Below are 19327 nucleotides of genomic sequence, written 5' to 3'. Positions count from 1 at the left end.
GGGTTGCTGAAAGGAATTCATCAATGGACCGCGATCTCTGGTCCGGACTTGCGGTCTTCGCCGACATCGCAGAGGCCGGCAGCTTCACCAAGGCGGCCGCGCGGCTCGGGCAATCCCCGTCGTCGCTCAGTCATGCCATGCGCGTGCTCGAAACCCGTCTCGGAATCCGCCTTCTCGACCGGACGACGCGCTCGGTCGCGCCGACGAGCGCCGGGGAGGCCCTTCTCGAACGGCTCCGCCCGGCCCTGGATTCGGTCGATCTGGCGCTCGGTGCGCTGGATACGGCACGCGACCGTCCGGCGGGACGCATCCGGATCAACGCCCACAGGACGGCGGCGTTGCACGTCGTGCTGCCGAAGCTTGCCGGTTTCGCGCGGGATTGTCCGGAGGTCGCGGTGGAGCTCGTCGTCAATGACGGGCTTGTCGATATCGTCGCGGAGCGCTTCGACTGCGGCGTGCGCCACGAGGGCGAGCTGCAACGTGACATGATCTCGGTGGCGATCAGCCCGCCCGTGCCGCTCGTCTTCGCGGCGACGAAGACTTATGTCGCGGCGCACGGTCTGCCGGAGACGCCGGACGATCTCGGTCGGCACCGGTGCATCTGTTATCGCTACACGTCTTCCGGCACCATCCATGTCTGGGAATTCGAGAGGGATGGCCGGCGCATCGAGCGGGCGATCCCCGGCTCGTTCGTGACCAACGATGTCGATGTCATGCGCGACGCGGCCCTGAACGGCCTGGGTGTGGTCTGCCTGCCCCGCGCGCATGCCGATCCGCATCTCGCATCCGGGACGCTGGTTGAGGTGCTCGACGGCTGGGCGCCGACCCTGCCGCCCAACCATCTCTACTACCCCAGCCGCCGGCAGCCGAGTGCTGCCTTCCGGGCGTTTCTCGATGCGATGCGCGGCGACAGCATCTCCAGCCGAAGCGGGATCACTCCGGCGTCGGACAACTAACGGATCGTCCTGTCGGCGATCTCACCGAAACAGGGACTTGAGGACATTCCCGCCCTTCAGCAGATCGATGATCTCGTCGCCGCGTCCGTTCAGCACGGCCTGCATGCCCCAGAGGCCGAAGCCCTTGACCTCGTCGGCGGTGACGACCGGCGGCATGGAAAGTTCCTGCGGGTTGGTGACGACATCGAGCAGGGCCGGGCCGGGATGGGCCAGCACGCTGGCGACGGCGTCTTCGAGCTGCGCCGGATCCTCCACGCGGATCGCGTGAATGCCCATGGCCTGCGCCATCAGGGCAAAGTTCGGATTCTTCAGATCGGTTCCGAACTCGAGGAAGCCGCCGCCCTTCATCTCCAGCGCCACGAAGCCGAGCGAGCCATTGTTGTAGATCACGACCTTGACCGGCAGGTTCTGCTGCGCGAGCGTGAGGAAATCGCCCATCAGCATCGTGAAACCGCCGTCGCCGGAAAGACTGATGACCTGCCGGCCGGGGAAGGCCGCCTGCGCGCCGATCGCCTGCGGCATCGCGTTGGCCATCGATCCATGGGCGAGAGAACTAAGCAGGCGCCGGCGCCCGTTCATCTTGAGGTATCGCGCCGCCCAGACCGTGACGGTGCCGACGTCGAAGGTGAAGACCGCATCGTCCGATGCCTGCTCGCTGATGACCTTGGTGAGGTATTGCGGATGGATCGGCTTGCGCCCCGGCGTTCCGGTTGCCAGATCATCGAGCCCCTTGCGCGCCTTCTTGTAGTTGGCAAGGCTCTTGCTCAGAAAGCTGTCGTCTGTCTTGCGGGTCAGCCGGGGCAGAAGTCCCTCGATCGTCGCGCCGATATCGCCGACGACGCCCAGCGCCAGCGGCGTCCGCCGACCGATATTTTCCGGGCGAAGATCGACCTGCGCGATCGTCGCGGTCTTGGGGAAGAACTGGCGATAGGGAAAGTCCGTACCGAGCATCAGCAACGTGTCGCAGTCCATCAGCGCCTGATAGCCGGACTTGAAACCGATGAGACCGGTCATGCCGACGTCGTAGGGGTTGTCCCACTCCACATGTTCCTTGCCGCCCAGCGCATGGACGACCGGCGCCTTCAGGGCTTCGGCAAGCTGCACGACGCGATCATGCGCGCCGGCGCAGCCGCGGCCGCAGAAGAGCGTCACCCGCTCGCCCTTGTTCAGAAGGTCGGCAAGTGCCCCGAGCTCGCTGGCGCCGGGCGTGACCACGGGGGCTGCAAGCCGCAGGCCGGCGGCGGCGGAGATCGGAGCCTTGTAGGCCGAAAGCGCGATGTCGCCCGGGATGACCACCACCGAGACGCTGCGGTTTCCCAGCGCGCTGCGGATGGCGGTTTCGAGGATGCCGGGCAGCTGCTCGGGATGGGAGACCAGCTCGCAATAATCCGAGCAGGCGCGAAACAGCTCTTCGGGCCTCGTCTCCTGAAAATAGTTGCGGCCGATTTCCTGCGAGGGGATCTGCGCGGCGATGGCGAGCACCGGAACGCGGCTGCGATGGCAGTCGAACAGCCCGTTGATCAGATGGGTGTTGCCCGGCCCGCAGGAGCCGGCGCAGACGGCGAGGTCGCCGGTGAGCGCGGCTTCCGCCCCCGCGGCGAAGGCTGCCACCTCCTCGTGGCGAACATGGACCCAGTCTATATCGCCGCGCTTGCGCAGCGATTCCGTCATGGCGTTCAGGCTGTCGCCGACAAGCCCGTAGATGCGGCGGACGCCGGCCTGATGAAGAACCTCTGTCACGAGATCGGCTGCGGTCTTTGCCATGGCGGGGGCTCCTAAAGGCTGTGTAACGGGGGCGATCGCAAGGCGGATCGCCCGCGGGGTCCTGCCGGGAGATCTATGGCGGCGCGCTCCACAGTCGAGGTGACCGCGGCGCATCGGAGACCGTGCGCCCCAAAAAAAGGGTGTGCGCTGCACTCGACCTTGCTGCATCGCATCTTATATGCCGAGAAGCTGACGTTCAGCAGGTCTCAAAGGAGCACCCGAATGGTTCTGCCGGAATCGGCTCGTTTCCACCAGATGCTCGGCTATATCGGCTGGCCGCTCGCCTTGCTGTTCGTCTGGGACATCATCGTGACGCTCGCCTATGTCTATCTGCCGCATCCCTGGCTCGATCTTCCGACCTTGCCGATGGCGCTGCTCGGCTCGGCGCTGGCGCTGTTTCTCGGGTTCCGCAACAACAATGCCTATCACCGCTGGTGGGAGGCGCGCACGCTCTGGGGCTCGATGGTCAATGCATCCCGATCCTTCGGGCGCGAGGTCTGGCATCTGATCGACAGCCGCGACGGCAGCGAGGCGTTTCGCCGCGAACTCGTGCGCCGGCAGATCGCCTATGTCCACGCCCTGCGATGCCACCTGCGCCGTCAGCCCAATGCCGACGAGATCCGGCCGTATCTGGGCGAGGCGGAGATCCAGTCGCTGCAAAATGTCGGCAATGCGCCGAACGCCATTCTGAACCGGACGGCGGGCATGGTGGCGGAGGCGCGCCGCAACGGATGGACGGACTCCATTCGCAATGTGCAGATCGAGACGCTGCTGGTGGACATGAGCAATGCGCAGGGCGGTATGGAGCGGATCAAGAACACGCCGTTGCCGCGCGAATATGATTATTATCCGACGCTGTTCGTGCACATCTTCTGCATCCTGCTGCCCGTCGGGCTGGTGGACAGCCTCACGATCTACACCCCGCTCGCCTCGACCATCGTCGGCTTCATGCTGCTCGCCATGGATCGCATCGGCGCCGATCTGCAGGATCCGTTCGAAAACCGCGAACACGACGTGCCGCTCACGTCGATCTGCCGGACGATCCAGATCGATCTCGAACATCTGTCCGGTGCCGGCGGTCGATCCAAGCCCGTCCAGCCCGTCGAGCACGTTCTCTGGTAGGCAGAGGCGCTACAACGTCTTCAACAGGCGCAGAAGCGCGAGGATTTCGAGCGGGGTGCGGCGCTTGAAGCCGATGTAAGTGGGGATTTCCTCGCCATGGAAGCGCCGCTTGAAGGCGGCCTGGCCTTGCAGGTTGAAGATCCGCGCGTTGATCCTCTTCGATCGATAGGCGCGCTCGAACAGGTTTCGCCAGATCCGGCTTTCCGCAAAACCGCTTTCGGCGATCGCTGCGAGCGGCGACAGGCCGAAGGTGACGATGTCGCGGCCTTCGGCCGTGAAGCGGTCCGTTGCGAACTTGGTGAGGCCGATCTCGGCGTGGGGCGTCGTTCCCGCCAGCTTGCGCTTGAACGCCACGGTGTAGCCGACGACATCGCCTGCCCGGAAGATCGGGTCGAAATCGAGCACGGCAACCGGATGGCCGGCGGGATCGATGATGAGGAACCGGCGCATGTGCGGCGCCAGTTCGACGCTGAAGGGGCGGTTGAGAAACCGCATCTCCCGGCGGCTGACGATGCGGCCGCTGCGCCAGTTCGACGAGATTTCCCGCACCTTCTGCGCGTCGGCAATGCTGCCGTCGCATTCGATCAGCCGGTAGTTCTTCTTCAGGAGCCAGCGCTCGGAATAGCGGACCGTCTCGTTTCGCTTGCCCGCGAAGGAATGGGTGTCGAGCGTCAGCCGGGTATCGACGCCCATATGGTTGATGCGATAGCCGAGCGTTTGGAGGACGGCCGCGGTCTCACGCGAGGTCTGCACGAAGCAGGGCGCATTCGAGGCTGCGACGAAGCGCCGGATATAATCGGCCCGGCGTGCGGGATCGGCAACCGGATCGCCCAGCACGAAGGTGTGCCCCATCTTGGTCGCATAGGCGATATAGCCGTCCGCATCACCGAAATACTGCAGATCGGGCTGGGCATAGGTCGAATAGGCCAGCGAGAAATCACCATGTTTCTGCAGGAGGTCGAGACGTGCCCGTGTATCGAGCCCGGCAGCGGGCAGCTTGGGAAGGCGCGCATCCAGAAACGCGTCCATCCTCTTGCGTAGGCTTGGCATTCGGCTTGGCTCCGGAACCGCTATCGGGCAAATGAGAAGACGGTCATGCCAGACGCAAATCTGCGCTTACCTAACCGCTTCGGACATTGCCAGCTTGTCGCCGCCGCGCACAGTCCCTAGACTAACGAAAGCGTTGGAAAGAAGCTGATTTTGTCGACAAATGTCCATGACGTGGTGATCATCGGCGCGGGGCTTGCAGGCCTCACCGCCGCCTATGTTCTGCGCCGGCACGGGATCTCCGCCGTCATCCTCGAGCGGGAGCCCGAGATCGGCGCTTCCTGGCTGCGCCGTCACCCGCAATTGACGCTCAACACTCACCGCGATCTCTCCGCGCTTCCCGGCGCCCGGTACCCCGAGGGAACCGGTGCCTTTCCCAAGCGCGATGCCGTCGTGCGGCACCTTCAGGCGTTTGCGCAGGAGCACGCCTTCGACATTCGGCATGGCGTCACGGTGTCTTCTGTCACGCGGGACGACGGCGGCTCTTTCAGGATCGTCTCCGAGGACGGCGTGCTGCACGCCGCGCATGTCATCATGGCGGTGGGGCGCGACACGGAGAGGCGGCTTCCGGCCTGGGCGGGGCTGGAGGACTATGAGGGCGACATTCGGCATGCCGCCGATTTCGGGCACGCGTCGGACTATGCCGGGCGATCCGTGCTGGTCGTCGGCGGCGGAAACTCAGGCTTCGACATCCTCAATCATATTAGCCGGATAAAGACCGGACCGGTCTGGTTTTCCGTGCGGCGCGGCCCTTCGGTTCTGCCGAAGCGACTGTTTCGCTTTGCCGTGCATCGTCTGTCTCCCGTCATGCAGGCGCTTCCGACGCCGCTTGTCGATCGCATGATCGCGGCGACGCAGTATCTGGCGTTCGGCCATCTGTCTCGACTGGGATTTCCCGAGGGGGCGCACGATGCCGCCACGCGGCTCGTCCGCGACAAGATCGCCATTCCCGTGGATGACGGCGCGATGGCCGCGATCCGGAGCGAGCAGATCCGGGTCGTTCGCGGCGTGCGCGCCTTCGAACGCAACGCTGTCCTCCTGGAGGATGACAGCCGCCTGACGCCGGACAGTGTGATCGTTGCGACCGGCTACGGCACGTCCGCCCTGGCGGATGATGAGGGGCGCGGCACTCCCGGTCTATGGCACATGGGTCTGACCCCCAGCCTGACTTCCTTCTTTCGCCAGACCGAGCGCGAAGCGACGGACATCGCGCGCGCGATCGCGGCCACACCGGGCCGGTCACCGGTCAACTCAGGCGCGAGCGAGCACTGAAAGGTCAGTTGCAGTTTTGTGTCGTTAAACGGTACATAATCTAACAAACCGCGCAAATTTGAAATATTTTTTACGAATTTGCCGCTTCACAATATCTAATCAATATACAATATTCATATTCTGCAACTTGAGGCGTCTCATTGCGGTTATTTCGCCGATAAAAAGGCGATGTCGGACGAGAGTGGTCTCTCTGGAATCGTAGCGTTCGAGACCACGCCGGAATGGCCGTGCACATATGTCCTGCAATCCTGCCGTTTCGTCGCGCTCAACGCGGTCGGCCGGGGTTTGCCAGACAGGGCGCCGTTTTGAGGAGAGGCGCAATCGAGCAGGAAATGCCGAACGGCAGAAGCGCTCGACGCCAAAGATTTCGAGATGGAAACGTGTTTAGACATATCGGCATATTGAACGATGGGAACCAGGGCACGGGTTTGCCCGGAGACAATTCCCCAAAGCTGCCCTTGCTCGCTTTCTCGGGAGACGCGGTCTCGGTGTCGGGATATCGTCTGGATATCGATGACATCCTGATCGAATGTCGCAGCCTTCAGGGTCATCTCGAGATTACGGCTCATCCGCAGTCCGAAAGGAAGATCTTTCTTTTTTGCTACACCGACAGCTTCGTGCGGCTGGTGCCCGACGGCACGGACGAAGCCTACAGCTTCGTCGCTCTGCCGGGGGAGCAGCCGGAAACATTGCGGATCGACGATCCCTGCGAATATGTCTCGGTCAGCATCCCCACCGCCCTCTTTCAGAAGCGTCTTTCCGTCCTCCTGGACAGGCCGGTGGAGCGCAGCCTCGAATTCGTCAGCTTTCCGGACGGCAAACTGGAGATTCTCGACATCCTGCGCGACCAGTTGCAGGTTCTGCCGGCGACGCCGATCCTGCGGACGAAAATGCTCGTCGCCTCGCGCAACGAGAGCCTCAGAAACCTGCTGGTCGATTGTTTTCTTCAGCTTTTTCCCAACAATTACCTGGGCGTGCTCAGCGACGACCTGCCGACGATCGCCCCGCGGCACGTCAAGCGGGCCCTCAGCCATATTCACGGAAACCCGCATCGCCACATCGCGCCGCAAGTGCTCGCGGACCTCAGCTCCGTCAGCAAACGAACGCTCCAATATGCCTTCCAGTCGGTCACCGGACAGACCATCACGGACTATCAGCGGCTGCTTCGCCTGAGCGGCGCGCACGAGATGGTGGTTTCCCAGGTCGAAATTCCCCTCAAGGCCGTTGCCGAAATATGGGGTTTCGGGTCGTATGCGGCCTTCGGCCAGAGCTTCAAGAAAGCCTACGGCGTCTCGCCTGCCGAGGCGCGGCGTGGCCGGGAACTCGGGGTAAAAGGCTCTCATCGCGAGCCGCCGGCGTCGGGCGGGACCCAGCCCTGAGGCAAGCGGCTGCCTCGTAGCCTGTCGGAGTGAGTCGGCACCGTACCCGGCTGCTTACCGGCAGGGCATTTCGGCCGGTTCGGTCACATGCCCGTGCGCAACAATACATCGCAAGTGCAGGAAACCCATCCGCAGGCTGCGAATATAAGCAATCATCAATCATTGAAACGCATCACTGGCTATCATTCGCCGGCGGTTGTGCCGGTTGGCACGGGCTCCACCTCGCATCTGCGGATCTGCTGGAGAGCCGTTCCGTGCTCAGAGACGAGATCGACCAGGAGACGACCCGATGAAGCCTATTCTGCTTGTTGACGATTCAACCACGATGCTTGCCAGCCTTTCCAGCATTCTGACGAAAGCGGGTCTTGCCTTCAAAACGGCGGCGCATGGTCAGGAAGCGATCGACAGCGTCACGCGCGGGCTGGCGCCTTCGCTGATCATCACCGACTACCATATGCCGGGCATGCACGGTGTCGAGCTCATCTCCCGCCTGCGCAAACTCCCCGCGACCCGCTTCACGCCCATGCTCGTTCTGACCACGGATTCCCAGCAGGACAAGCGGGCGGCCGCGAAGGCGGCGGGCGCGACCGGCTGGCTGGTCAAGCCCGTCGATCCGGCTGCCCTGCTGCAGGTCGTTCGTCAGGTCATGGTTGCCTGAGGCCGCGCCTCGCCCGTCGCCGCGTTCACGCCAGCCGGAAGTTTTCCCGAATGATGCCCTTTCGATCAAAACGCAGAACAGCGGTTCTCGCAGCGCTTGCCGCAACGCTTGCCGCGAGCGTCTCCCTGTCTGCGCAGACGCCTCTGCCCCTGCTGGCCTTCGCCATCGGCCTCTTCTTCGTCGCAGCCTTCCGTCTCGGCCATGTGGCCGGAGGTCGCGCCGCATGGGCGAAGGGAAGCGCGGATGCCGCCGCCTCACGCGCGCCGGACGAGAGTGCGGAGGACGGCGAGATGCATCGGGTTCAGGCGCTGCAGGCGCGGGATGATGACGCCGGCAATGTGATCGATTTCGAAAAGGCCGTGGCCGGGCGGCGCGGCATCGTGGAGCCGTCGGCGGACGACATCCGTCGGCTCGTCGCACAGCTCAGCGAGTACCCCGCTTATGTCGATCTGCTCAAGCGGCAGCTTCATTCCGTCACGACCGTCAGCCAGGACGCCGCGGAAAGCCTTCTGAAAAGCCTCCTCGACGTCGACCAGCGTGTGACCACGCTGATGGGATTTCTGCAGAGTGCGGGGTCGAGCGACAGTTCTGAACGCATTCTCGGGCGCATCGAGGATCAGCTGTCCGGCTGTCGACAGCATCTGGTCAATCTCGGCGAAGAGCAGAAACAGTCCTCGCTGGATGCCGTCGCGTTCCAGGCCAAGCTCGCTGCGGAGACAGACAGCGTTCTGAAAGTCCTCGACGGCGTGCAGCAGATCGCGCGCCAGACGACCATGCTGTCTCTCAACGTCTCGATCGAGGCGGCACGCGTCGGCGATCTCGGCAAGGGCTTTTCGGTCATCGCCCATGAAATCCGGTCTCTGGCCAGCGAGGTGCAGCATCTCGCCGACAACGTCCATGAACGTGTTTCCGGGCTGATGCTGTCCGTCGGCGCGGATCTGAAGGAACAGTCCCAGAAGCGGCAGGATACCGAGACGCTCGCCATGAGCAAGGTTACGGATGCGCTGGGTCTGCTCACCACCAATCTCGTGCTCCTGCTGCAGCACCAGCGCGAGGTGCTCTGCCGGGTGAAGTCCGAGAACGAGGACATCGCCCAGCCGATCCTCTCGATGATGGGAAACATCCAGTTCCAGGATATCGTGCGCCAGCAGATCGAGCAGATCACGTCGATGGCGCAGGAGGTCGATGCGCATATCGGCGATGTGCGCGACAGTCTGGCAACGCCGGCGACCATCCTGCAGATGGACATGCTGACGGACAGGCTCGACAGGCTTTCCTCGTCCTATGTCATGCGGGCGCAGCGCGACATCCACAGCACCGTGCTCGGAAACGGCGGCCCGGCGGCAGACCCTGTCGACAGCATCGAACTCTTCTGATCGACGACGAACGTTCGTCCGCAGCCGCAGCCACCTTTCTCCGAGGGAAAAGCCTCGAAAGTGGCGGCGGGCTATTCCTCAGGTGAACATGTATTGCCAGAACGCAAGATAAGAACAGCGGCCCGCGCGAGGGGGGTCTAAATCCAATCTCGCGCAAGCTCTAATATAAAACCTCCGCCTGCCTTTGATAGATTTACACCGGCGGAGATTTTTATGACACTCGTTAAGAAATACCAGAAGCAGATCAGCGATGCGATGGCCGGCCCGGCGCCGACGCGCGCCGGCAGCGCCTCCACCTCCCGCGATGCGGACCAGCAGCGCAAGCGCGCCCGCACCCTTGCCAAGCAGCAGCAGGCGGCGGAGCGCATCGCCGCGGCGACGGCCGAGATCGCGGCCGGCATCAATGAAGCGGCGTCCGCTGCCGAAGAGCTCAAGCGGGCGTCCGACCAGATCGCGGCCGGCGCCACCGAAGCCTCCAATGCGGCGCAGGAATCGCTCGTTGCCTGCCGCCAGATGGGCGACTCCATCACGCGTCAGATGCGCGCCTCCGAAGTCGGCCAGACCAAGATGGAGAGCACGCAGGCGATCGTCCAGCGGACGAGCAACGAGGTCGGCGCGCTGATCGCCAATGTCGGCGTCGCCGCCACGCGGCAGAAGGCGTCCGTCGAACTGATCGCCGAGCTTGAGAAGCAGGCGGCCAACATCGGCGATATCGTCAAGGCCGTCGGTCGCATCGCCGACCAGACCAACCTTCTCGCCCTCAACGCCGCCATCGAGGCCGCCCGCGCCGGCAAGCATGGCAAGGGCTTCGCGGTCGTCGCAGACGAAGTCCGCACGCTCGCCGAAACGTCCGAGAAGTCGGCCAAGCAGATCGCCGATCTCGTCGGCCAGATCCAGGTCGATGTGAAGAGCATCACCGCCGGCATCAACGCGTCCGCCGAGGCGATCAACGACGAAATCGAGAAGAGCAAGCTCGTGACCGAACAGCTGGAACAGATCCGGCTCGACGCGGTCCAGGTCGTCACCGGCATCCGCGAGATCGCAGCCGGCGCCGTCCAGTCGAACGCCGCCGCCCTGCAGGCACTCAAGGGCTCCGAAGAGATCGCCGCCGCCGCCGAGGAACAGTCGGCCGCCGCCGAGGAATCGGCAAAATCGGTGCAGGAACAGTCGCAGGCGCTGGCGCAGTGCGAGCAGACCGCACAGGTTCTGACCGAGCTGGCCGAGGACCTGAAAAACTCGACCGATATTTCCAAGAGCTCGGAAGAAATGGCCTCGTCGTCCGAGGAACTGTCCTCCGCCATCCAGGAGATCAACCGCTCCGCAAGCCAGGTGCAGACCGCGCTGGACGAGATCCGCCGCGGCTCGCAGGCTTCGGCATCGGCGACCGCCGAGTCGGCCGCGGCCATGGGCCAGATCGAGCGCGGGCTCGAAATCGCACAGGGGCGCGCGACGGAAAGCGTCGACCGGCTGACGGCCATGAAGACCCTGCTCGAGCGCAACAAGACCTCGGTCGACGCGCTCATCGGCGGCATCCAGAACTCGGCCACATCGACCCGCATCAGCATCGGTCAGGTCAAGGACCTCGCCGTCGTCTCCCGCCGCATCGACAAGATCGTCGAAGCGATCGCCACCGTCTCGGTGCAGACGAACATGCTGGCCGTCAACGGTTCGATCGAAGCCGCGCGGGCCGGCGAGTTCGGCAAGGGCTTTGCCGTCGTCGCCACCGACATCCGCAATCTCGCCCGTGACTCGGCCGAGAATGCCGACCGGATCAAGGACCTCGTCAAGGCGGTGCAGGACCAGATCCACGCCGTGAGCCGCGATCTGGACGAGATGGTCGAGGCCGCGCTCGGCGAGGTCGAGAAGGCCAAGACCACGACGGCCAACCTGATCACCATCGAGGTCGAGGTCGCGGACGTGCAGAACGGCGCAACGGAAATTCTCGCCAGCGCCAACGAGATCGCCGCCGCCATCGCCCAGACCAAGCTGGGGATCGACCAGATTTCGGCCGCTGCCCAGCAGTCCGAACGGGCGGCCGACGAGGCATCGACGGCGGCACGCCAGCAGTCCCAGGGTGCGGAAGAACTCGTCCGGGCCGTCGAGGAAATCGCCTCGCTCGCCGACGAACTTCAGACCGCAGCCTGATCGGATCGCACGATGTCATTCGATCAAGCCGTCTCGGACATGGAAGACACGCCCGAGATCGAGACGAACAGCAATCAGTTCGTCACGTTCTCGGTGGAAGGAGAGATCTTCGCGGCGCCCATGGCGCCCGTGCAGGAGATCATCCGCGTGCCCACTCTGGCGCAGGTTCCCCTTGCGCCCCCTTCGCTGCTCGGTCTCGCAAATCTGCGCGGTCGAATTCTGCCGATCGTCAATCTCCGCCGGATCTTCGGACTGCCGGATATCGGCGACACGGATGCCACGCGCGCGCTCGTCATCAATCTCGGCACGCCGCTCGGCTTCGTGGTCGATCGGGTCGCGAGCGTGATCGCGGTCGATGAGGCCGACATCGAGCCGGCCGCCTCGATCGGCGCCAGCGTGGATGCCCGTCTCCTGACCGGGGTCGTCAAGATGGCGAGCGGCGAGATCGTCATGATCCTCGACTTCGCCCAGCTGATCGCCCGGGAATTCGTGGGAACGCCGATGGACGGCCGCAAGGCGGATCTGGCCATTGCGGGCGACGTGGCGGCGACGGCCATCGACGACGAGGACGAGGTCGATGCCGACGAGATCCAGCTCGTGTCCTTCACGGTCGAGGGACAGGAATATGCGGCCGATATCGCCACGGTTCAGGAAATCGTCCAGATGCCGGAACGGGTGGTGGCGATTCCCAACGCGCCGTTGCATGTGCTCGGCCTGATGACGCTGCGGGAGAGGCTTCTGCCGCTCGTGTCGCTGCGGGTCCTGCTCGGTCTTCCGGAAAAGCACGAGGACGAGGCCCAGCGCATCATCGTGCTCGGCCTCGGCGAAGGCCAGGCCGTGGGTGTCGTCGCCGACAGCGTGGACGAGGTTCTGCGCGTGCCGCGCGGTCAGGCCGAAACGCTTCCCGCCATCCTTTCCAGCCGCGGCGGGCTCGAAGAAATCTCGGCTGTCTGCCGTCTCGACGGTGGCAAGCGGCTGGTCTCGATCCTCGATACCGACCGGATGTTCGCCAATGCGGCGATGAGATCGGCACTGGCCAAGGCAAGCGCGATGGAGACGGACATGACCGATGCCGACAGCGATATGGACGAGCATGACATCGCCGAGGACGAGGAACAGGTCGTCGTGTTCCGCCTCGGCAGCGAGGAGTTCGGGGTTCCGATCGCCGCCGTGCACGAGATCGTGCGGATTCCCGAAAGCCTGACGCGGGTTCCCACGGCACCCGCCTTCGTGGAAGGCGTCATCAACCTTCGCGGTGCCGTTCTCCCGGTCATCGACCAGCGTCGGCGGCTGAACCTCGAGGACATCGAGCGGAACGACCGCCAGCGCATCATGGTCTATGCGCTGAACGGACGGCGGACCGGTTTCATCGTCGATAGCGTGACGGAGGTCCTGAAGATCCCCAGAAACGCGATCGAACGCTCGCCCCGGCTCTCGTCCGACCAGCACCGCATCCTCGGACGCGTGGCCAATCTCGAGAAGCAGAAGCGCATGATCATGCTGATGGATCCCGATGCTCTCCTGTCGGAGACGGAACGCGCGGATCTGGAGGCATAGTCGAGCAGATGCCATTGAAGGTTCTTGTCGTGGATGATTCCGCGCTGATGCGAAAGCATCTGACGACGCTGCTCAAAGCGGAAGGTTTCGAGGTGCAGATCGCCCGGACCGGGCGGGAGGCCTTGACGGAATTGTCCTTCTTCAAGCCCGATGTCGTGACGCTCGATATCAACATGCCGGAAATGGACGGGCTGACGGCGCTTGCGCACATCATGACGGAACGGCCGACGCCGACCGTCATGGTGTCGTCCCTGACGGAACGGGGTGCGCTGGCAACGCTGGAGGCTCTGGCCCTCGGCGCCGTCGATTACATCGCCAAGCCCGGCGGAACGATCTCGCTGTCGATCGACGCGATCTCCAGCAGTATCGTCCAGAAGGTGAGGGCGGCGTCCGAGGCGCGTATCCGGGGACGTGCGGGGCGGGGCGACCGCGCGGCGGCGGCAATGCCGGCCGCTCTGTCGGCCTCGGCCTCGGCAGCGGCTTCCGCGCGGGCGTCTCTCGTCAGGGAGGCGGCACCGCGCAGGCGGACCTATCCGGTCAGCGGCAGTCCGTTCGGCCTCGTCCTGATCGGCGTATCCACCGGCGGCCCCCGCACGCTCGAGGAGGTGCTGCCGTTTCTGCCGGCAAACCTGCCTTGGCCCGTTCTGGTCGCCCAGCACATGCCACCTTCGTTCACCGCATCGCTGGCCGCGCGGCTGAACGGGCTCTGCCCGCTCGAGGTTCGCGAAGGGGCGAGCATGGAAGAGCTGCAGCCCGGACGCATCTACATCGCGCGGGGCGGCTGCGACATGGTCGTCGCGCAGCGCGGCAGCAAGCTGGTGATCGTCAACCGGCCAGAGTCTCCGGCCCACACCTGGCATCCCTCCGTGGAGCTGCTGGTGCAATCGGCGGCCGAGCTGGTTCCGGCGGAAAAGCTCATCGCGGTCCAGCTCACCGGCATGGGGCACGACGGCGCGCAGGCGATGACGGAGCTGCGGAAGGCCGGCGGACGGACGATCGCCGAAAGCGACGAGACCGCCGTCATCTTCGGCATGCCGGCGGAGCTGATCAAGCGCGGCGGTGCCGAATGCATCCTGCCCAGCGGAAAGATCGCACAACAGATACGGCAATGGATCGGCCGAGCCTCATGAACCGGAAAGGATAGATCGCCATGCCGATCATGAAACCGAAGACACGCGACCTGGCCGAGACCGACGCGCCCCTGAACGGGCAGCGCCCCTTCGCGGAGCTGGTCGATGCGCTGGCGAGCCGCGATCACGCCACGCGCCTGAGCGCGATCCGCAGCCTCGGCACCCAGGGCGGCGCGCCGGCCATCGATGTTCTGTGCCGGCATCTTATCGCCGACGACGATCGCGCGACCCGGGACGTCATCGCCGTCGAACTCGCCCGTCTCGGGGGAGAGGCGGTCGTGGAGGGGCTGATGCCGCTGCTGCGGTCCGACGATGCCGCCTTGCGCAACATCGCCATCGACATTCTGAAGGAACTGCCGACGGACGTCGCCCCGCGCATGGAAGCGCTGCTCGACGATCCCGACCCGGATGTCCGCATCTTCCTGGTCAACGTGCTGGAAGCCCTGCGCCATCCGGCCGTCGAGGACTGGCTCGTTGCCGTCATCACCATGGACGCCAATGTCAACGTGGTCGGCACGGCGCTCGATCTCCTCAACGAGGTCGGTTCCGCCGCATGCGTTCCAGCCCTTCGCGCGGCCATCGCCCGGTTCCCGGACGAGCCTTTCGTCACGTTCTCGGCCGAAAACGCCCTGCGTCGGATCGGATCTGCTTCATGAGTGCGGTCAAAGCCATCACCTCCGACGATTTCGCGCGCTTCTCAGAATATTTCTATCGGAAGACGGGCATCCATTTCGACGACAGCAAGCGCTACTTCGTCGATCGTCGGCTGACGGACCGGATCTCGGCCACCGACAGCCACGATTTCAACACCTATTTCCGTCTGCTCCGCCTCAATCCGTCCGGCAGCGAGACGCAGGTGCTGACCAATCTCATGACGGTCAACGAGACCTATTTCTTTCGCGAGGCCTACCAGTTCGATTGCCTGACGGACTTCATCCTGGCGGAAGTTGTGCGTTACAAGCGGGCGGGCGACCCGATCCGCGTCTGGTCCATGCCGTGCTCCTCGGGCGAGGAGCCGTATTCCATCGCCATCCATCTGATGGAGAAGTGGGCGCAGATCGACCGCTACGAGGTCGAGATCTTCGGGTCCGACATCGATACGACCATCCTCGCCAGCGCGCAGACGGGCATCTATTCGCCGCGCTCGGTGCAGGGCGTCCCGCCGAACCAGATGAAGAAGTACTTCACCAAGCTCAGGGACGGAAACTGGCAGATCTGCCAGGACCTGCGGGACTCCGTCGAGTTCGTGCGCACCAATCTCAACGAGCCCGCCGACCTGTCGCGGTTCAGCCGGATTGACGTCATCTTCTGCCGCAACTTGCTGATCTACTTCGACGACATGTCGCGGCGCGCGGCGGCCGAAGCCTTCTATGAAACGATGAGCCCCGGGGCCTTCATCTGCCTCGGGCACTCGGAATCGATGAGCCGCATTTCCAGCCTGTTCAAGGTGCGCCGCTTCGGCAGCACCATCGTCTACCAAAAGCCGTTGCCGGGAGAAGCCTCCGCATGAAACACGTCCTGATCATCGATGATGCGACGACGGTGCGCATGTACCACCGCCAGATCCTGTCGGAGGCCGGCTTTGCGGTCGACGAGAGCATCAATGGCGTCGAGGCGCTCGAGAAGGCGCTGACGAAGCGCTACGACCTCTTCGTCGTGGACGTCAACATGCCGAAGATGGACGGTTACCGGTTTCTGCGCGAACTGCGCTCGAACGCCGACCTCCACCAGGCGCCGGCCGTCATGGTCTCGACCGAGGCCGAGGCCAAGGATCGCGATGCCGCCTGGGCCGCGGGCGCCAACTACTACATGACGAAGCCGACCAAGCCGGGTGCGCTGACGCGTGTCGCCCAGCTTCTGACAGGAGAAGCCCGATGAGCCCTCTTCTCGAACAATTCCTGATCGAAGGCCGCGATTTCCTCGAGCAGATCGGCCAGAAGCTCCTGTCGCTGGAGGAGGACCCCGGCAACGAGGACATCATCGGCGAGATCTTCCGGGCCGTTCACACGCTGAAGGGCAATTCCGGGCTGTTCGACATGCCGAGCCTGACGAGCGTCGTGCACGCCGCCGAGGATCTTCTGGACCGGGTGCGCGACCGCACGATGGAGATGACGCCGGAGCTGACGGACGCGCTTCTCGACGCCATGGACTTCGTCAATCGCCTCTTCGAGGATGTGGAAAGCCGGGGCGCGATCCGGCCGGACTATTCGGCCCAGTCGGCCGACATCGCCGTGCGGCTGCGCAATCTGCTGCCGCCTCGCGCGCCGCAGGCCGTCGGCCTGTTCGAGGAGGAGGAAGCGTCCCGTGTCGAGCCGCCGGCCGACTGGTCCTGGCTCGGCCGCGTTCCCGACGCGGAGCGGCTTGCCGCCTTCGCGTCCCTCTCGGCGGCAGCTTCCGTTTTCGTCGTTCGCTACAGGCCGGAGGCGGAATGCTTCTTCAAGGGCGAGGACCCGATGCTTCTCGTGCGAACGGCTCCCGGCATTCTTCTGTTCGACATCACCACGCCGGAGCCGTGGCCCGAGGCGGCTTCGCTGGACGTCTACCGCTGCAATCTGCAATTCGATCTCGTCAGTTCGGCGAGCGCCGAGGAGGTCGAGCACCATTTCCGCTATGTCCGGGATCAGGCCGCGTTCTACACGGTCCCGGCGGTCGCACTTGCTCTGCCGTCCGGCGAAAGCGGGGCGAAGGCAGGCGGCGCGGTGGATGATGCCATGATCGCGCCGATCTTTCTGGAACAGGCGCGCGACAGGCTGGAAGCGGGTGATCTGGACGGCCTGCTCGCCGTTACCGGCACCGCGCTCGACATGATCAACCCCGCACTCCAGGTCGCGTCCGCCCTTCGCTGGGTGAAACGGCTCGTGGAGGCGGGGGCCGGCATCGGGCCCGTGACCTTCCTGATCGATGCCCTCTCCCGCAACGCACGGCCGGACTGGTCGTCCTATGCCGGCCCGATGGAGGGTCCGCAGGCTGTCGCGACCGCCCCGTCCCGGCCGGAATCCGTCGCGGAGCCGGCATTCGCGCTGCCGATCGGCGATCCGGAACAGGCACGCGTTTCGGATGATCTCGTCCGAACCCAGATCGTCATGCTCCAGCAGCCGAGCCGCCCGGTCGAGCTTGCCGGACGTATCCGCTCGGTGCGCAACGTCGTCGCCAACCTCCTGGGTGCGATGGGCGAAACCTATGCCCTCGTCGCGCTCGAGGAAGCCACGCGCACCGCACTCGACGGTGCCGACGCCGCCCCGCTGATCGCTTTCCTCGACACGATCGCTTTCTCCGGAGAGATGGCCCGCGACCGTATCGAGGTTCCTGCCCTGGAGCCGCCTCTGGCCCTGATGGAAATCGCACCCCGCGAAACCGTTCTCGAAGGTGCGTCGCGTTCGGCCATGCCTGCCGCTCCACCACCACCGCCGCCGGCGCCGCGCGCCGCGCTGCCGGATCCCGAGGCCGGCGATCCGGGCAGGCGGGCGGGCGAGGCGCCCGGCGCCGACCGCGGCGTCCGGGTTCTCAAAGTGTCGCAGGAAAAGGTCGATCGCCTCATGGATCTCATCGGCGAGATGGTCGTTGCCAAGAACGCGCTGCCCTATCTTGCCGCCCGGGCGGAGGATCATTTCGGCTCGCGGGATCTCAGCCGCGAGATCAAGTCGCAATATGCGATCATCAACCGGATCGCGGAGGAAATGCAGGACGGCATCATGCAGGTGCGCATGCTGCCGGTCGGGGCCGTCTTCCAGCGCTTCCCGCGGCTCGTGCGCGACGTGTCCCGCCAGCTCGGTAAGCTGGTGCGGCTGGTGGTCGAGGGCGAGGACACCGAGGCCGACAAGAACATCGTGGAATCGCTGGCCGATCCGATGATCCATATCCTGCGCAATAGCCTCGATCACGGGCTGGAAACGCCGGACGTGCGCAGGGCCCAGAACAAGCCGGAAGAGGGGCGCCTGACCGTGCGCGCCAGCCAGGAAGGCGACCGGGTTCTGATCGAGATCGAGGATGACGGCAAGGGAATCGATCCCGACGTCATCAAGCGCAAGGCCTTCGAAAAGGGCCTGATCGACGAGCAGCGGCTGGAAACGCTGAGCGATGCCGAAGCGGTGCAGCTCGTCTTTGCCGCCGGCTTTTCGACCGCGGACCAGATCTCCAACCTGTCCGGTCGGGGCGTCGGCATGGATGTCGTCAAGTCGAGCCTCGAGAAGGTCGGCGGACAAGTGCAGCTGACCAGCGTCAAGGGCAAGGGAACGCGCATTCTCCTGTCGCTGCCGCTGTCGATGAGCGTGTCCAACGTGATGATGGTGCACATCGCCGGCCAGCAATACGGCGTGCCGATGGAAAACGTGGTGGAAACGGTGCGCGTCGCCGGCAAGGACATTCACGTCTTCAAGGAGCAGAGAACCGCGGTTCTGCGAGGCCGGATCGTGCCTCTTTACGATGCCAATCGCCTGCTTTCCCGCGACAGCGCGCCCCAGCCGAACGCCGACGGCGAATATGCCGTTCTCGTCGTGCGCATCGGCGGCCAGACCGTCGGCATCATCGTCGACGGCTTCGCCCAGACGATCGACGTCATTCTCAAGCCCCTCGAGGGACCGCTGGCCTGCATCTCCGGCTTCAGCGGCAGTGCCCTGCTCGGCGACGGCAGCGTCCTGCTCGTGCTCAATCTGAAGGAACTCCTCTGATGACCATCCGATTTCTGAAGACGAAGGCCGTTCTGTCGGGCAACTGCACGGTGGAAGAAGCCGAGGACCTCGTGCAATGGCTCGTCAACCATCCGAAGGCCGAGGTGAACATGCGCGAGGTGACGCATCTGCACACGGCGTCGCTGCAGGCCATCGCCGCGGCGGGCAATCGCATCTCGGCATTGCCGGACGATCCGTTCTGCGCGCAGGCGCTGCAACGTCTCGGGCGTGCCTGATGCCGGAGAGAACCATCA

At 64.6% G+C, this 19327-nt stretch carries 16 protein-coding genes; 14 read left to right on the top strand and 2 right to left on the bottom strand.

The features are described from left to right. The first annotated feature begins 23 nt into the window (after nt 1–23). Nucleotides 24–956 carry a LysR family transcriptional regulator gene (locus tag LRX75_RS03250; protein WP_231811828.1) on the top strand — a complete coding sequence of 311 codons (933 nt, stop codon included), beginning with the start codon at nt 24–26 and terminating at the stop codon, nt 954–956. 21 nt (nt 957–977) lie between these two features. Here the strand turns inward: LRX75_RS03250 and poxB are convergent, their stop codons facing one another. Next, nucleotides 978–2720: a ubiquinone-dependent pyruvate dehydrogenase gene (gene poxB, locus LRX75_RS03245; protein WP_231811826.1), complete on the bottom strand. Its 1743-nt coding sequence runs from the start codon at nt 2718–2720 to the stop codon at nt 978–980. Between the two features lie 222 nt (nt 2721–2942). Here poxB and LRX75_RS03240 point away from each other — a divergent pair, with 222 nt between their 5' ends. After that, nucleotides 2943–3842 (top strand): bestrophin family protein, encoded by a 900-nt coding sequence (locus tag LRX75_RS03240; protein ID WP_231811824.1) that lies wholly within the window; start codon nt 2943–2945, stop codon nt 3840–3842. A gap of 9 nt (nt 3843–3851) precedes the next feature. On the opposite strand, the gene LRX75_RS03235 is transcribed toward LRX75_RS03240, so the two are convergent. After that, nucleotides 3852–4892 (bottom strand): phosphatidylglycerol lysyltransferase domain-containing protein, encoded by a 1041-nt coding sequence (locus LRX75_RS03235; RefSeq protein ID WP_231811822.1) that lies wholly within the window; start codon nt 4890–4892, stop codon nt 3852–3854. Between the two features lie 150 nt (nt 4893–5042). Between LRX75_RS03235 and LRX75_RS03230 the strand changes: the two genes are divergently transcribed. The 12 genes from LRX75_RS03230 (at nt 5043) to LRX75_RS03175 (ending at nt 19309) form a co-directional block, all read left to right on the top strand. Continuing rightward, nucleotides 5043–6161 carry a flavin-containing monooxygenase gene (locus tag LRX75_RS03230; protein WP_269456018.1) on the top strand — a complete coding sequence of 373 codons (1119 nt, stop codon included), beginning with the start codon at nt 5043–5045 and terminating at the stop codon, nt 6159–6161. A 332-nt stretch (nt 6162–6493) separates the two neighbouring features. Continuing rightward, a complete protein-coding gene (locus tag LRX75_RS03225; RefSeq protein WP_231811820.1) occupies nt 6494–7540 on the top strand; it encodes a helix-turn-helix domain-containing protein in 1047 nt (348 codons plus the stop codon). Between the two features lie 289 nt (nt 7541–7829). Beyond that, a complete protein-coding gene (locus LRX75_RS03220; RefSeq protein ID WP_231811818.1) occupies nt 7830–8198 on the top strand; it encodes a response regulator in 369 nt (122 codons plus the stop codon). A 50-nt stretch (nt 8199–8248) separates the two neighbouring features. Then, on the top strand, nt 8249–9574 hold the full coding sequence (locus tag LRX75_RS03215) for a methyl-accepting chemotaxis protein (RefSeq protein WP_231811816.1): 1326 nt from the start codon (nt 8249–8251) through the stop codon (nt 9572–9574). Nucleotides 9575–9787: 213 nt separating this feature from the next. Next, complete coding sequence (locus LRX75_RS03210; protein WP_231811814.1) at nt 9788–11719, top strand: methyl-accepting chemotaxis protein; 1932 nt, start codon at nt 9788–9790, stop codon at nt 11717–11719. A 12-nt stretch (nt 11720–11731) separates the two neighbouring features. Beyond that, entirely contained in the window at nt 11732–13276 is a 1545-nt protein-coding gene (locus LRX75_RS03205; RefSeq protein ID WP_231811812.1) for a chemotaxis protein CheW, read from the top strand. Between the two features lie 8 nt (nt 13277–13284). Then, complete coding sequence (gene cheB, locus LRX75_RS03200) at nt 13285–14406, top strand: chemotaxis-specific protein-glutamate methyltransferase CheB (RefSeq protein ID WP_231811810.1); 1122 nt, start codon at nt 13285–13287, stop codon at nt 14404–14406. Nucleotides 14407–14426: 20 nt separating this feature from the next. Next, nucleotides 14427–15062: a HEAT repeat domain-containing protein gene (locus LRX75_RS03195; protein WP_231811808.1), complete on the top strand. Its 636-nt coding sequence runs from the start codon at nt 14427–14429 to the stop codon at nt 15060–15062. After that, complete coding sequence (locus tag LRX75_RS03190; protein WP_231811806.1) at nt 15059–15916, top strand: CheR family methyltransferase; 858 nt, start codon at nt 15059–15061, stop codon at nt 15914–15916. Before LRX75_RS03195 ends, LRX75_RS03190 begins: the two co-directional genes overlap by 4 nt. After that, nucleotides 15913–16284: a response regulator gene (locus LRX75_RS03185; RefSeq protein ID WP_231811804.1), complete on the top strand. Its 372-nt coding sequence runs from the start codon at nt 15913–15915 to the stop codon at nt 16282–16284. The genes LRX75_RS03190 and LRX75_RS03185 overlap by 4 nt, the downstream gene beginning before the upstream one ends. After that, the gene (locus tag LRX75_RS03180) at nt 16281–19073 is read left to right on the top strand and encodes a chemotaxis protein CheA (protein WP_231811802.1); all 2793 of its coding nucleotides are present in this window, start codon (nt 16281–16283) and stop codon (nt 19071–19073) included. Before LRX75_RS03185 ends, LRX75_RS03180 begins: the two co-directional genes overlap by 4 nt. Then, nucleotides 19073–19309, top strand: a complete 237-nt coding sequence (locus LRX75_RS03175; RefSeq protein ID WP_231811800.1) for a hypothetical protein — start codon at nt 19073–19075, stop codon at nt 19307–19309. Before LRX75_RS03180 ends, LRX75_RS03175 begins: the two co-directional genes overlap by 1 nt. Nucleotides 19310–19327: the final 18 nt, after the last annotated feature.

This window comes from Rhizobium quercicola, from assembly GCF_021168455.1.
Taxonomy (GTDB): domain Bacteria; phylum Pseudomonadota; class Alphaproteobacteria; order Rhizobiales; family Rhizobiaceae; genus Ferranicluibacter; species Ferranicluibacter quercicola.
This window is presented reverse-complemented; position numbering and strand designations above follow the sequence as displayed.

Excerpts from the sequence above, each read along its gene's own strand:
- LRX75_RS03215 (WP_231811816.1), top strand. The coding sequence starts at position 8,249 with ATGATGCCCTTTCGATCAAAACGCAGAACAGCGGTTCTCGCAGCGCTT.
- LRX75_RS03210 (WP_231811814.1), top strand. The coding sequence starts at position 9,788 with ATGACACTCGTTAAGAAATACCAGAAGCAGATCAGCGATGCGATGGCC.
- LRX75_RS03205 (WP_231811812.1), top strand. The coding sequence starts at position 11,732 with ATGTCATTCGATCAAGCCGTCTCGGACATGGAAGACACGCCCGAGATC.
- cheB (WP_231811810.1), top strand. The coding sequence starts at position 13,285 with ATGCCATTGAAGGTTCTTGTCGTGGATGATTCCGCGCTGATGCGAAAG.
- LRX75_RS03190 (WP_231811806.1), top strand. The coding sequence starts at position 15,059 with ATGAGTGCGGTCAAAGCCATCACCTCCGACGATTTCGCGCGCTTCTCA.
- poxB (WP_231811826.1), bottom strand. The coding sequence starts at position 2,720 with ATGGCAAAGACCGCAGCCGATCTCGTGACAGAGGTTCTTCATCAGGCC.
- LRX75_RS03180 (WP_231811802.1), top strand. The coding sequence starts at position 16,281 with ATGAGCCCTCTTCTCGAACAATTCCTGATCGAAGGCCGCGATTTCCTC.
- LRX75_RS03225 (WP_231811820.1), top strand. The coding sequence starts at position 6,494 with ATGCCGAACGGCAGAAGCGCTCGACGCCAAAGATTTCGAGATGGAAAC.
- LRX75_RS03175 (WP_231811800.1), top strand. The coding sequence starts at position 19,073 with ATGACCATCCGATTTCTGAAGACGAAGGCCGTTCTGTCGGGCAACTGC.
- LRX75_RS03220 (WP_231811818.1), top strand. The coding sequence starts at position 7,830 with ATGAAGCCTATTCTGCTTGTTGACGATTCAACCACGATGCTTGCCAGC.
- LRX75_RS03235 (WP_231811822.1), bottom strand. The coding sequence starts at position 4,892 with ATGCCAAGCCTACGCAAGAGGATGGACGCGTTTCTGGATGCGCGCCTT.
- LRX75_RS03195 (WP_231811808.1), top strand. The coding sequence starts at position 14,427 with ATGCCGATCATGAAACCGAAGACACGCGACCTGGCCGAGACCGACGCG.
- LRX75_RS03185 (WP_231811804.1), top strand. The coding sequence starts at position 15,913 with ATGAAACACGTCCTGATCATCGATGATGCGACGACGGTGCGCATGTAC.
- LRX75_RS03240 (WP_231811824.1), top strand. The coding sequence starts at position 2,943 with ATGGTTCTGCCGGAATCGGCTCGTTTCCACCAGATGCTCGGCTATATC.
- LRX75_RS03250 (WP_231811828.1), top strand. The coding sequence starts at position 24 with ATGGACCGCGATCTCTGGTCCGGACTTGCGGTCTTCGCCGACATCGCA.